Origin of the sequence: Psychrobacter sp., assembly GCF_036731945.1 — a bacterium.
In the GTDB taxonomy this organism is placed as follows: domain Bacteria; phylum Pseudomonadota; class Gammaproteobacteria; order Pseudomonadales; family Moraxellaceae; genus Psychrobacter.
Map to the genome: position 1 here is coordinate 26,875 of NZ_DAINDI010000013.1, position 14,705 is coordinate 41,579.

Annotated in this window: 9 protein-coding genes; 7 read left to right on the forward strand and 2 right to left on the reverse strand. The window is 45.2% G+C overall.

Annotated features, from left to right (window positions below):
- The coding region (locus V7D75_RS04220; protein ID WP_333613539.1) for a response regulator at positions 1-414 on the reverse strand (414 nt) is incomplete at its 3' end.
- Between the two features lie 133 nt (positions 415-547).
- On the reverse strand, positions 548-2,599 hold the full coding sequence (locus tag V7D75_RS04225) for a histidine kinase (RefSeq protein ID WP_333613540.1): 2,052 nt from the start codon (positions 2,597-2,599) through the stop codon (positions 548-550).
- Between the two features lie 288 nt (positions 2,600-2,887).
- Between V7D75_RS04225 and V7D75_RS04230 the strand changes: the two genes are divergently transcribed.
- From V7D75_RS04230 to V7D75_RS04260, 7 genes are all read left to right on the forward strand, one after another.
- Positions 2,888-4,267: a NarK family nitrate/nitrite MFS transporter gene (locus V7D75_RS04230; RefSeq protein WP_333613541.1), complete on the forward strand. Its 1,380-nt coding sequence runs from the start codon at positions 2,888-2,890 to the stop codon at positions 4,265-4,267.
- 385 nt (positions 4,268-4,652) lie between these two features.
- Positions 4,653-8,411 carry a nitrate reductase subunit alpha gene (locus V7D75_RS04235; RefSeq protein WP_333613542.1) on the forward strand — a complete coding sequence of 1,253 codons (3,759 nt, stop codon included), beginning with the start codon at positions 4,653-4,655 and terminating at the stop codon, positions 8,409-8,411.
- A gap of 74 nt (positions 8,412-8,485) precedes the next feature.
- Positions 8,486-10,024 carry a nitrate reductase subunit beta gene (narH, locus tag V7D75_RS04240; RefSeq protein WP_068404987.1) on the forward strand — a complete coding sequence of 513 codons (1,539 nt, stop codon included), beginning with the start codon at positions 8,486-8,488 and terminating at the stop codon, positions 10,022-10,024.
- Positions 10,025-10,070: 46 nt separating this feature from the next.
- Complete coding sequence (gene narJ, locus V7D75_RS04245) at positions 10,071-10,880, forward strand: nitrate reductase molybdenum cofactor assembly chaperone (protein WP_333613557.1); 810 nt, start codon at positions 10,071-10,073, stop codon at positions 10,878-10,880.
- Positions 10,881-10,894: 14 nt separating this feature from the next.
- Positions 10,895-11,620 (forward strand): respiratory nitrate reductase subunit gamma, encoded by a 726-nt coding sequence (narI, locus tag V7D75_RS04250; protein ID WP_068404985.1) that lies wholly within the window; start codon positions 10,895-10,897, stop codon positions 11,618-11,620.
- Between the two features lie 215 nt (positions 11,621-11,835).
- Complete coding sequence (locus tag V7D75_RS04255) at positions 11,836-13,017, forward strand: globin domain-containing protein (protein WP_333613543.1); 1,182 nt, start codon at positions 11,836-11,838, stop codon at positions 13,015-13,017.
- Positions 13,018-13,438: 421 nt separating this feature from the next.
- Positions 13,439-14,338, forward strand: coding sequence for a peptidylprolyl isomerase (locus V7D75_RS04260; protein WP_442968918.1), 900 nt, complete (start codon positions 13,439-13,441; stop codon positions 14,336-14,338).
- Positions 14,339-14,705: the final 367 nt, after the last annotated feature.

Sequence of the window (14,705 nt, forward strand, 5' to 3'; positions counted from 1 at the left end):
GTTCGGACTAATGACCAGCTCGCCGCGCAGGATTTTTCTGATATCAATGATAATCAGCTCAGGCTCCATATCCTTTAACAAGTAACCATCGACGCCCAATTTTAATGCCTCTTGGACATCCTCGCCGCTATCTGAAACCGTGAATAACACGGTCTTGGTATTGATATTTCTGGCTTTGATTTCTCGTAAAGTTTCGATACCGGTCAGTACCGGCATTTTATGATCAAGTATCACCAAATCCACGTCGTTATTTTCTAAAAATGCCAATGCTTCTTGACCATTACTGGCTTCGCCAACGACTTCGACATCGTCCTCAAGGCTTAGTAATTCAGAGATACCGCGGCGTAACATCGGATGGTCATCGACCAATAGTAGGCGCGCAGGCGACATGCTGGTATAAACTTTAGTACTCATAACATACTCACAAATTAGAAAAAATGGTACAAAAACTCTCTTACTCAAAAAAACTGCTTAAAAAAACAAAAAATGGCAAAGTAAAAACAGCGAAAATGATAAATCTATTATCTAAAAGCGTAATTTTATTCGATTATAAATAAGCGTCTTGGGTATTTTTTTCATCAAAGAAGTTGGGCGCAAATCTGACCGTGATGATGGTACCCTGCGGTTGATTGTCTGTGACAATAAGCTCGCCGCCGATGTTGTGGGCGCGCTCTTTCATAATGATGAGGCCGTGATGCTGGGTTTGATCGACACTTCCTGACATGCCAACACCATCATCGAGGATACTCATAACGATATATTTATCACCGTCCTCATACGCCAATTGAATCTCTACATTTTTTGCTTTGGCGTGACGGCTGATGTTTGATAGCGCTTCTCTGGAAATCTGTATCAAATCTATCTGTTCAGTGGCGCTTAAATTGAGCGTCATAATCCGATTGTGCACGGTCATATTAAAATTGCCTTTGGAGGCAAACTCACTGGCAGCATCACGTAGTGCTTCATCAAAATTATCATTATCAATGGTCAAGCGGAACGTCACCAACAAGTCTCTTAACTGCTGATACGCTGAACCCAAACCTATTTTTATCTGCTCAATGTTTTGATAGACAGGCGCTTGTACTGGCTCACTGGCCGCATTTTTTAGATGACGCTCAAGGACGCTGACTTGGATTTTTAAATAAGACAATGATTGCGCCAAGGAGTCATGCAATTCTCTGGCAATGGTTGAGCGCTCTTCAAATAAAATCAGCTGATGCTCTTGTTGTCTTTGTTTGCGCAGTGATAGTGCGGTACTGATTAAATTGGTCAATGCCACGATGAGCTCGTCATTTTGCGCATCCAACTCGGCACTGACAAACGGGAAAATGCTGCCCGCTTCGGTCATTTGAATACGCTGTTCTGCCGTTATATTGCTATGACTATCAGCATTATCGTCGCCATCAGTGACAAAAGAGCGATTCATGACCAGCGTCGACTTTGGACGTACGCGCAACTCCCCAAAGGTTTCTTGTTGATGGATGATAGGATAAGACTTAGTATGTTCACCATTTTTAATGCCACAGCTTTCACAGCTCAGCTTTTTGCACAGCTCTTTCATTTTCTCGCCATGCAGCACGATAGCATTTTTATTGGTGATATATTTATTTTGAATACACAGAGTAAACTCTAAATGCGGCAGCGCCTTGCTAAAGTCTGCAATCAAATCATCGAGCTGATATAAGCTCACTTGGCTGGTGGTCAGCGATTTTGAAAAGTCATAAAACAGTGACAGGACTTGATTGGCTTTGACTAAATGCTGGGTTTTTGTTTGTACTTCACTCTCAAGCGAGCGCTGATAGGTTTCAATCGTGCCCGCCATGTCATTAAAAGAGCTGCCCAATACTTCAAATTCTCGGTAGCCCTTGATGGACACACGCGTCTGAGTCTGCCCTCGTTTGAATTGGTTATTGGCTTTAATCAATTGCTGAATGGGCAGCAGTACCGATTTTTGCAAACGGCGCATGCCGATTGAGACAATAATAGCGATAAGCAGCAATGAGAGTATTTGTAAGTTTTGTTGCCATGTCTGGCGCTGCTCGTTTCGGTATTGCAGCTCACCGACGAAGTCATTGACATCTTCGATATAACGCGATGAGACGCTATAAAACCCTTGCTTATCTTGCGCCAATAACGCTGGCTTTAAATCTTGATACCACTGCTCTTTTATTTCTTTAAGCTGCTCATTGATGCGCACATGTCGATTGGCGCTCGTCAGCTGATAGACCTGTAATTCTTCGAGACGATTTTCCATATCACGGCTGAGAATATCTATCTTTTCAGCGGTCGTTTTATTGGCAAAGTCTAATGTATCCTGTTTGGCGCTCTGCTCATTGGTTTGAGCGCCTACGCTGTTTTGTCCGACATGTAAACTTGGACTAAAAGGATGGTCATCTGAAAAATCCGTCGCTATCTGAAAATTGAGTCGGTAAGTTGCCATACGCACCGAACCTGCCACATTAATGGCCTCGGCATCCGACCTTGCCACCCATGCCAGCGCGCCACTTCCTAGCGTAGACATCACCGCTAAGGTGGCTATGATCAAAATAGCGCCCCAAGCATGCAGCGATAAAGACTGTCTGTGTTGTTTAGACCTCATGAATGGCATTCACCTAGCAAATTAGCGAAAACAGGGAGTAAATAACACTATTAAAACCGTTCATTTTAAAACCGTCAATATTCAAAACCATCCGTATTTAAAATAACAAATGCGCTTATTAATCATTAAAAAATCAAACTTTTGGTAATAAATCTATTACTACTATACCCCTTTTAGCCATCAGTATACCACTATGTATGAATACTCATTATCCCGATAACAAAGTACCGTGAGTTATCATTTTTTATAAATACTTATTTTTTATAAAGACAATAAGTGAGGAATAGTATGGGCAATAAATACAACTTCAAAGGTGGTACGCTCATTACTGATTGGCGACCTGAAGTAGAAGAATTTTGGCAAGGCGGCGGCAAAAAAGTCGCCACACGAAATTTATGGATATCTATTCCATCTTTGCTATTGGCGTTTGCAGTATGGATGGTATGGAGCGCGGTTATCGTGCGCCTGCCAGAGATTGGCTTTGATTTTGATGGCGGACAGCTGTTTTGGCTAGCCGCGCTACCGGGGCTGTCAGGGGCGACGCTGCGGATTTTTTATTCTTTTATGGTACCTATTTTTGGTGGACGTCGTTGGACAGCGATCTCCACCTTATCTTTATTAATACCAGCATTATGGATGGGCTTTGCGGTACAAAACCCTGATACACCATTTATTATATTTGCCATTATTGCGCTGCTGTGCGGCTTTGGCGGTGGTAACTTTGCGTCGTCTATGTCCAATATTTCGTTCTTTTATCCAAAAGCCGAACAAGGTACAGCGCTTGGGCTAAACGCTGGATTGGGTAATTTGGGCGTATCAGTGATGCAGTTTGTGGTACCGATGATTATCTTGATTGGTGCCTTTGGTAGCTTGGGCGGCGACCCGCAAGTATCTGACAGCGGTCGATTATTTTATCTCCAAAACGCGGGCTTTATTTGGGTACCCTTTATCCTGCTGTTTGCCGCATTGGCATGGTTTGGCATGAACGATATCGCTACTGCTAAAGCCTCGTTCAAAGACCAATCGGTTATCTTTAAACGCAAACATAACTGGATTATGTGTATCCTTTATATGGCGACGTTTGGCTCTTTTATTGGCTTTTCTGCTGCCTTCCCGATGTTGATTAAAAACTCCTTCCCTGCTATTGACGCACTTAAATTTGCCTTTTTAGGACCTTTGGTTGGCGCATTATTTCGCCCATTAGGGGGCTGGATATCTGATAAAACCAGCGGCGCAAAGGTCACGTTTTGGAACTATGTCGTGATGGTACTAGCAGTATTGGCAGTGATGTACTTCTTACCTAGCGAGACCAGTGACGGCAGCTTTGTTGGCTACTTTATCTCCTTTATGGTGCTCTTTATCACCACCGGTATCGGAAACGGCTCAACCTTTACCATGATTCCGGTTATTTTTAGAACCTTTCATGACCGCCGTGAGCCTGAAAAAGCGGGTACAGAAGAGTTGTTTGTCGAGATACGTAAAGAGTCAGCAGCAGTGGTCGGCTTTACCTCAGCGGTTGCCGCTTATGGCGCTTTCTTTGTGCCAAAAATGTTCGGTTCAGGGCTGGGTATCGATGGCACCTTTATCTCCTTAATCATCTTTTATGTCCTCTGTATTGTGTTGACATGGTGGTATTACAGCCGCCCGAATGCTGAGATTCCTTGCTAAAACGGCTGTGTTATAAGTCCTTTAAAGCGACTTTTATACAAGCAAAACTAAATCTATAAAGTGCTACTTGCCCATGTAAGTAGCACTTTTTTTATTTTAAATTTTTACTGCTCATGATTGGCTTAACAATCAGCGTCACACTCCGTCACTGAGCAGCTATTTAGCCGCCATTTTCTGGCGCTGTTATTTTTAATAGCTACTACTAAGGTGGTAGTGCTCTGCTCATGTTAGCGGATAGTAAGGGTGCTATGGCTTACTTAAAATGACGCTATTGAAATAATATTTACGGCTTAGGTGCATACCAATATCGAGTCAAGTACGACGATACCAGCATGCGGCACTCAGCTTTAGATACACCATAGGCAATAAAACAGAGGATAGCGAAATGAGCCATTTACTCGACCAATTCCGTTTTTTTAAACGTAAACAGGGCGAATTTTCCGATGGACACGGCGAGACGCGTGATGAGTCTCGTGACTGGGAAAACGTGTATCGTAGCCGTTGGCAGTATGACAAAATCGTGCGCTCAACGCATGGCGTCAACTGTACCGGTTCTTGCTCGTGGAAGATTTATGTGAAAAACGGCTTGGTGACGTGGGAAACCCAGCAAACCGACTATCCTGAAACCCGCCCTGACTTACCAAATCATGAACCACGCGGCTGCCCTCGCGGCGCAAGCTACAGCTGGTACATGTACTCTGCTAACCGTGTGAAATATCCAAAGGTACGCAAGCCGCTTCTAAAATTATGGCGCGAAGCCAAAGCTCAGTATCCTGACCCTGTCGATGCTTGGGGCAGTATCGTTCAAGACCCTATCAAAGCTGAGCAGTATAAATCTAAGCGTGGTCTTGGTGGCTTTATTCGCTCAACGTGGGCAGAGGTCAACGAAATCATCGCCGCCAGTAACGTCTATACCGCTAAAACCTTTGGGCCGGACCGCATTATTGGTTTCTCGCCGATTCCTGCGATGTCGATGGTCAGTTACGCCTCTGGTAGCCGCTATTTATCGCTTATCGGCGGTGTTTGTTTGTCATTTTATGACTGGTATTGTGATTTACCTCCGTCATCACCGATGGTCTGGGGCGAGCAAACCGACGTACCAGAATCAGCCGATTGGTACAACTCTGACTATATCATCGCTTGGGGCTCAAACGTGCCGCAAACGCGGACGCCAGATGCGCATTTCTTTACCGAAGTACGTTATAAAGGCACGAAAACCGTCTCTATCACCCCTGACTATGCAGAAATCTCTAAGCTCACCGACTTATGGCTCAATCCTAAACAAGGTACCGATGCGGCAGTGGCGCAGGCATTTTGTCATGTTATTATCAAAGAGTTTTACCTCAAGCAGCCAAGCGATTACTTTTTAGACTACGCCAAGCGCTATACCGATTTGCCGGTACTTGTGATGTTAGAAGGTGAAGATGGCGCGCGCCGTGCTGGCCGTTATCTGCGTGCTTCTGACTTGGTCGATGATTTGGGTCAAGAAAACAATCCTGAATGGAAAACCATCGCTTTAAATAATGACGGCGAATTGGTCTCTCCGCTAGGCTCAATCGGCTACCGTTGGGGCGAAAAAGGCAAATGGAATCTTGAGCAAAAAAACGGGACCACAGGCGAAGACATTGATCTGACGCTTACCTTAAAAGACAGCGCTGAGACTTGTGTCGTGGGCTTTGACTACTTCGGTCATGTGGATCATCCGCATTTTACCTCAGTACCGGGCGAGGCTATCCAGCAAAAAACTGTCCCTTGCAAAACCATTACCCTTGCCGATGGCAGCACCGCTATCGTCGCCACGGTATTTGATTTAACCGTTGCCAACCTTGGTGTTGACAATGGCGTCGGCGGCGAGCACGTCACCGATGATTATAACGATGCAAGCGTACCGGGCACGCCAGCTTGGCAAGAAGTGATTACCGGCCTTAGCCGTGAGCGTGTCATTCAAGTAGCACGTGAGTTTGCTGAAAACGCCCATAAAACCCATGGTAAATCGATGATTATCATCGGCGCGGGTATGAACCACTGGTATCACCTCGATATGAACTATCGCGGCGTGATTAATATGCTTATGCTGTGCGGCTGTATCGGCAAATCTGGCGGCGGCTGGGCACACTATGTTGGTCAAGAAAAACTGCGCCCACAAACTGGCTGGTTACCCCTTGCCTTTGCTCTTGATTGGCATCGTCCACCGCGCCAAATGGCGGGTACCAGCTTCTTTTATGAGCACAGCTCACAATGGCGTCATGAGACCATCTCAGCCCATGAGATTCTCTCGCCAAATGCCAATAAAAAATTCTTCCCAGAGCACATGCTTGATTACAACATCCAAGCCGAGCGCGCAGGTTGGTTGCCATCAGCGCCGCAGCTCAATCGCAACCCATTGACCATAGCCGCCGCCGCAAAAGCCAGCGGTAAAGACGTAGAAGAGTATGTGGTCGACTCATTAGAAGACGGCAGCCTACGCTTTGCTTGTGAATCACCTGATAACCCTGTGAACTTCCCGCGCAATATGTTTATTTGGCGCTCAAACCTCTTGGGTTCATCAGGTAAAGGTCATGAGTACATGCTCCATTACTTCTTGGGTACCAGAAACGGTCTGCTTAACGAAGAAAATCCGACGGGTCATTTGCAGCCAAAAGAAGTCGATTGGGTAGAAAAAGGCCCTACTGGCAAGCTTGATTTGGTCGTAACGCTTGATTTCCGTATGTCCTCGACCTGTTTGTACTCTGATATCGTCCTGCCGACCGCGACTTGGTATGAAAAAGACGACATGAATACCTCTGACATGCATCCATTTATTCACCCATTAACCGCCGCCACCGACCCTGCTTGGGAATCTAAATCGGATTGGGAAATCTATAAGGGTATTGCTAAGAGCTTCTCTGAGATATCAAAAGGTCATCTAGGCGTGGAAACCGACGTGGTCACTCTGCCTATGCAGCATGATAGCCCAGGTGAGCTTGCGCAGCCATTTGGCGGCACCGATTGGAAAACGGCGGGCGAAAAACCCGTTCCGGGTAAAAACTGCCCAATGATTAAAATCGTTGAGCGCGACTATCCTAATACCTATAAGAAGTTTACTTCTATGGGTCCGGCTCTAGAAAAACTGGGCAATGGTTCAAAAGGCCTGAATTGGGACATGAAAACTGAGGTCAAACAACTGGGTGATTTAAACCACCGTGTCACTGAGCCGGGTATCTCTGAAGGTCGTCCTCGTCTGAATACCGCGGTGAATGCGTCTGAGATGATTTTGATGCTGGCTCCTGAAACCAATGGTCACGTTGCCGTTAAAGGCTGGGCAGCACTGTCTGAATTTACCGGTCGCGACCATACGCATTTGGCCAAATCCAGTGAACATGAAAAGATTCGCTTTAAAGATATCGTTGCGCAGCCACGCAAAATCATCTCAAGCCCGACGTGGTCGGGTATTGAATCCGATGAAGTGAGCTATAACGCCGGTTATACCAACGTCCATGAGCTGATACCTTGGCGTACGATTACCGGTCGTCAACAGTTTTATCAAGATCACCCGTGGATGCAGGCGTTTGGTGAGCAAATGCAGCAGTATCGTCCGCCTATCGACACCAAGACGACGGATATTATCCAAAACACCAAACCCAACGGTAATAAAGAGATTGTGCTGAACTTTTTAACACCGCACCAAAAATGGGGTATCCACAGTACCTACTCTGAAAACTTGCTCATGCTGACGCTGAGCCGCGGTGGTCCTTGTGTGTGGTTATCAGAAGTCGATGCTGCAAAAGCCGGTATCGTCGATAACGATTGGATTGAAGTCTTTAACGCTAACGGTGCCATTACCGCGCGCGCCATCGTTAGTCAGCGCGTCAAAGAAGGCATGACCATGATGTACCACGCCCAAGAAAAATTGGTCAACGTACCGGGCTCGCAGCAAACCGGTATTCGCGGCGGTATTCACAACTCAGTGACTCGTACTATCTTAAAACCGACGCACATGATTGGCAGCTACGCGCAGCAGTCTTACGGTTTTAACTACTATGGCACTGTTGGTTGTAACCGTGATGAGTTTGTGGTGATTCGCAAAATGTCGAAAATCGATTGGTTGGAAGAAAAACCGGATGACTCATTACCACGCCCATTGCCAACCACCATTGATGGTTAATAGCACCTTTATACATTGCTACTGATAAGTACTTATATTAATTGCTTTTTATACAAAAGCTTGGAGCACACCCCATGAAAATTCGTTCACAAGTCGGCATGGTGCTTAACCTTGATAAATGTATCGGTTGTCACACCTGTTCGGTCACCTGTAAAAACGTTTGGACCAGCCGTGAAGGCATGGAATACGCGTGGTTCAACAACGTTGAATCAAAGCCTGGTATCGGTTATCCCAAAGAGTGGGAAAATCAAAATAAATGGAACGGCGGCTGGATACGTAATGCCAACGGCACGATCAATCCACGTATCGGTGGTAAGTTCCGCGTGTTGGCAAATATTTTTGCTAACCCTGATTTGCCAGAGATTGATGATTATTACGAACCCTTTGATTTTGATTATCAGCATTTGCATACTGCTCCGCTCGGCAACTACTCGCCTATCGCCCGCCCGCGCTCAGCCATTACTGGCAAGCGTATGCAAAAGATTGAATGGGGTCCGAACTGGGAAGAAATCTTAGGGTCAGAGTTTGAAAAACGCCGTAAAGATAAAAACTTTGACAATATCCAAGCCGATATTTATGGCCAGTATGAAAACACCTTTATGATGTACTTGCCGCGTCTGTGCGAGCATTGCTTGAACCCAACCTGCGTGGCGTCATGCCCAAGCGGCGCGATTTATAAGCGTGAAGAAGACGGCATTGTCTTGATTGACCAAGAAAAATGCCGCGGCTGGCGCATGTGTATCTCAGGCTGCCCGTACAAAAAGATTTACTACAACTGGAAATCGGGCAAATCTGAAAAATGCATCTTCTGTTATCCGCGTATTGAAGCTGGTCTGCCAACCGTTTGCTCTGAAACCTGTGTTGGCCGTATCCGCTACTTAGGCGTACTACTTTATGATGCAGACAAAATCGCCGAAGCCGCTAGCACCCCTAACGAGCAAGATTTGTATCAAGCACAGTTGGACGTGTTCTTGGATCCTAATGATCCTGCGGTCATCGCCCAAGCGTTAAAAGACGGCGTACCACAATCGGTGATCGATTCAGCGCAGCGCTCGCCGGTTTATAAGTTGGCGATGGACTGGAAACTGGCGCTGCCGTTACACCCTGAATACCGTACGCTACCGATGGTTTGGTATGTACCGCCATTATCACCGATTCAAAACGCCGCCGAAGCCGGTAAAGTTGGTATGGACGGCCTGATTCCGGATGTCGACAGCTTACGTATTCCGCTGCGCTATCTTGCCAATATGCTAACCGCAGGCGATGAAGAGCCAGTACGTTTGGCGCTAAAACGTCTACTTGCCATGCGTAGCTACAAACGCATGCAATTGGTAGAAAAGCAAGAAGTGCAAAGTATCTTGGACGATGTTGGTCTGACCAAACTGCAAGTAGAAGAGATGTATCGCTACTTGGCGATCGCCAATTACGAAGACCGTTTTGTGATTCCAACTGCGCACCGTGAAGAAGCCTTAAGTGACGCTTTTGCTGAGCGTAACGGTTGCGGCTTCACCTTTGGCGAAGGCTGTTCAGGACATTCTGACAACAGTATGTTTGGACAACGTAAAGCCAATCGCCGTGATTTCATCGATACTGTCCAAAAGTGGGAGTCATAAGATGCAAACTACTCAATTTCCTAACAGTCATTCCGTGCATGAACCTATGACGCCCCCGACTATTGGTGCTTCGGATTTGAAGATTCTCAAGGTGTTAAGCTTACTGATAGATTATCCAAACAATGAGCTATTTAGTGGTGATACCCTCGCTGATTGTACCGAAATTATCGCACGCTCGACGCTGATTAGCCCAGAAGTACGCACCCAAATCATCGACTTGATCGAAGATTTAATCGATACCGGCTGCCTTGAAGCACAAGCGCGTTATGACGGTCTGTTTGAGCGCGGTCGTTCGCTATCGCTGTGGTTGTTTGAGCACGTACACGGCGAATCGCGTGATCGCGGTCAAGCGATGGTCGATTTGATGGGTCAATATGAAGCAGCCGGTTTTGAGATTAGTGTTAAAGAATTACCAGACTATCTGCCTTTATACCTTGAGTTTTTAGCCTATCAAGCGTCGGTGATTAATGACGATATTCAGATTCGTATGGATATTGCCGATGTCAGCCATATTATCGCCCTGCTTGCTGCCCGATTAGAGGATCGCGGCAGTATTTATCAAGGCTGCTTTAATGCGCTATTGCAAATCGCTGGTAAGCCACTTGCTATCGTTGAAGAGTACCAAGAGCAAATCAGCAAAGAACAGCGCGACGACACCTTTGAGGCGCTAGATAAAGAATGGGAAGAGGAAGTGGTGACGTTTTTGGATGCGCAACAAGAAGATCGCTGCCCGTCACAAACGAGTACCCAAAATCTTGCGGCCAAAGCGGGCGTTCGAACCACTCCCGCGACAAATACGGTCGATGCCCCTGTACATTGGGTCGATTTTAAAACCAGCCAACCGGTTAAACAATAATAAGGAGAGATGACATGAATATTGCAGATCCGAGTGTACAGTCTGTCGCCAACCTCAATTGGCTACAAATCTTCCTTTTTGGTGTTTATCCGTATATTGCGTTGACCATTGCAATCATTGGTACTTGGGTACGTTTTGACTTATCTCAGTATTCATGGAAATCTGGCTCAACGCAGATGCTCAGAAGCAAAAACATGCGCCTTGCCAGCAACCTCTTCCACGTCGGTATTATCGTAGTTTTGCTCGGCCATTTATTTGGCATGCTGACGCCGCATTTTCTTTATGACCGCTTTATTAGCGCCGGTCATAAGCAGATTTTAGCGGTGGTGGTCGGTGGTATCGCGGGGGTATTTTGTTGGTTCGGTCTGGTGATGCTACTATGGCGACGCTTTACCGATGAGCGTATCTCGCACACCTCGACGTTCTCAGACAAGCTGGTACTGGTGTTGTTATTTATTCAGCTTAATCTTGGCTTAATTTCTATCTTTACCTCAGTCAAGCATTTAGATGGTTATACCATGATGAATTTGGCAGGCTGGGCGCAAGACATTACCATTTTAAGACCTTGGCAGGCAGCGGCGCGTATCGAGCAAACCGACTTGATTTATCAGTTGCATATGGCGCTCGGTATTACACTGATTGCGATATTCCCGTTTACCCGGCTTATCCATATCATCAGTGCGCCAATCTGGTATTTCGGTCGCCGTTATCAGATTGTGAGAGAGAAACGTTCGCAATAGAAATAGCCACAATAGTGATACAGCATTCAAGTTTAGATAAAGCTACGATACCATAAGATTCATTTTTAATGAATCTTATGGTAAAATATTAATTATTAGACCGCTAAACGCTCAATCCCAGCGTTTTCTAAAGCAGTTTAATGAAGGTTATTAGTCTCATACACTGAGCTAACGCTTCTAAACTTATCACTGTGTAAATCACTAAAGGATCCACCATGGCGTCACCAAAAACACTAGAGATCGTAAAAGCAACCGTTCCTGTACTTGAAGAACATGGCACAGCAATTACGACCGTCTTTTATAAAAACATGTTCAACCAACACCCTGAACTCTTAGATATCTTTAACGAAACCAACCAAAAATTAGGCCGCCAGCAGACTGCACTGGCTATGACGGTTTTGGCCGCAGCAAAGCACTTGGATAAATTGGCTGTACTACTACCACAAGTCACCCAAATCAGTCACAAACACCGTGCCTTACAAATTTTGCCCGAGCACTACCCGATTGTTGGTCATCACTTAATAGGCGCTATCAAAGAAGTATTGGGCGAAGCCGCTAACGATGACATCATCGATGCGTGGACTGAAGCCTATGATGAAATTGCTGATGTCTTTATTCAGCTAGAAAAAACCATGTATGAGCAAGAAATGTGGGAAGGCTTTGCGCCGTTTAAAATCACTGAAAAAGTAGAAGCCGCGACAGATATCGCCGCCTTTACCGTCGTTCCTGTAAATGACGATATTGATTTAAGCAAATTAAGCCTGACCGCCGGTCAATACATCACGGTCAAAACCGACCCAGAAGACAGCGACCATCTTGCTCTACGCCATTATTCTTTATACTCAGCCACAGGCAATAAAGGTATCCAATTTGCCGTTAGACGCGACAACCGTAATGAGCATTATGGCTTGGTATCAAACCACTTACATGATCACTTAGACGTTGGCGATACGATTTTATTATCTGCACCCGCTGGTGATTTTGAGCTCAACCAAGACTTGATTCAGCAAAATGATATTCCGTTGGTACTGGTGAGCGCAGGCGTTGGTGTCACCCCGATTTTGTCGATGTTAGAGGCGCAAGTCACCGCCAATCCAAAACGTCCTATCGTTTGGGTTTATGCTTGTCAGAATAAAGAGCATCACGCTTTTGATAGTAAAGTTAATGAATTACTTGCCGCCGCCGACAACGTAGAAAAGCACATTTTCTACTTTGAATCTGGACAAATCCTAGATGAAGCATGGCTTGCTAACTTACCAAAGCCTGCTGATATTTATGTCTGTGGTTCTATGATGTTTATGGAAAGTATCATCGATGGTCTAATGGCCTTAGACCATGGCGTTGATAGCGTTCATTATGAGCCGTTTGGCCCTAAAATGAGCCTAGAGCTGGCTTAAATTATCCATTTAATAAAGTATTGAGGGTACGAAAAATACGCTCGATACTTTGTTAAAGAAATATAAAGTCAGTGAGCAATTGCCATAGAGTCACCTTTAAACGCTTCATTAGTGAGTAAATATTTAAAGGTGGCTCTATTTTTTTGTTTAGACCTTTATAAATAGTCTTAAGCCTTATGGTTTTCATAAAACTTGTTTTAAAGCGAATTTTTATTAGCCATATTTTTCTCAGTAAAGTGATATCGTATTTTAAAATTTCTATTACCAAAACCCTTAGTGGAGTAACGCCATGACTGTCAGTACTTATAATCCAGCCGACCATGCGAACCATCAACACACTCATGGGCATGGCAGTCACGACCATGACCATCATAGTCATAGCCATGCTCCGACGGGTCGTGGTGATGATATCTTGCGGGTTATGCCAACCTTAAATGATTTGCAAAAACCACATTCTGACCAAGAGTTTATCGAAAAAGCCATGGCAGAAGAGCGCAGCAACCATAAAAACCTGATTGCCTCTAGCCGTGATGAGCTGCCATCGGTAACCGTCAATGGCGTGATGATAGATAGAACAGCGATTGCCCAAGAACTGCAATACCACCCTGCCCCAAACAAAGAAGATGCGGTTTTTTTAGCGACGCAAGCCTTGGTGGTGCGTGAACTCTTGCGCCTTGCCGTTTTAGATGAGTCAAGCCTTGGCGAGGCAGCATGGCTTGACGATGAAGAAAAAGCCATCTCTGACTTAATAGAAAAAAACGTGCAAGCAACGATGCCCGATATGGCAACCTGCGAGCGCTATTATAAGCAGAATATCACTGACTTTAAGACCGACCCTATTATGAATGTCCGTCATATTTTGTTGGCATGTCCGCCAGAAGACGGCGATGAGCGATTAAAACTTAAAAAAACCGCTTACGAATTTATCGAACAAATTAAAAACAATGCCAACCCCGATGCTGAATTTATTCAACTGGCGCGCCAGCATTCAGCTTGCCCATCAAAAGAGCAAGGCGGCGAGCTTGGCATTATTAATAAAGGTCAGACTGTACCAGAATTTGAAGGCGCGTTATTTAAAATGGATGCAGGACTGGCGCCAAGCCCTATCGAGAGCCGTTATGGTTTTCATGTTGTCGACGTGCTAACCAAAGAGCCTGGCATTCAGATGACTTATGAGCAAGTCAGCCCTGCGATTCATAATAAGCTGAGCCAACAAGCGTTTCACCAATCCTTGTGCGATTACTTATTTACCTTAGCAAACGATGCCGATATCGAAGGTATTGAGATGTCGCTTGAACAAGAAAACATATTCCGCGGCTAAACAATCTATTTTCAGTCAATTAATTTTTATATGATAAAGCCGCATTATGATAGGTAGTGATGATATAAAGTAGCTCGTATGGTATAACGTATCTTGTTAGGTTATACCATCTCGATAGCTAGATGACTTTAGTCGTTGTATAAGCTAAATAGCTATCTCAGTTCAATATCAGTTCAATATATATAAATAAAATAAGTAGGGATTTATGATTACTGTCGCAGGGCTTACCGCAAAAATAACGCAGCGTATAGAAACGTATAATAATGACGATTTTCCGCTCCTCAAAAGAGACGTCATAAGCTATGATTTATTAGACAGTCGCAATCATATCTTGGCAACGGATATCGTCTCGCCGTTTGCTGTCCCT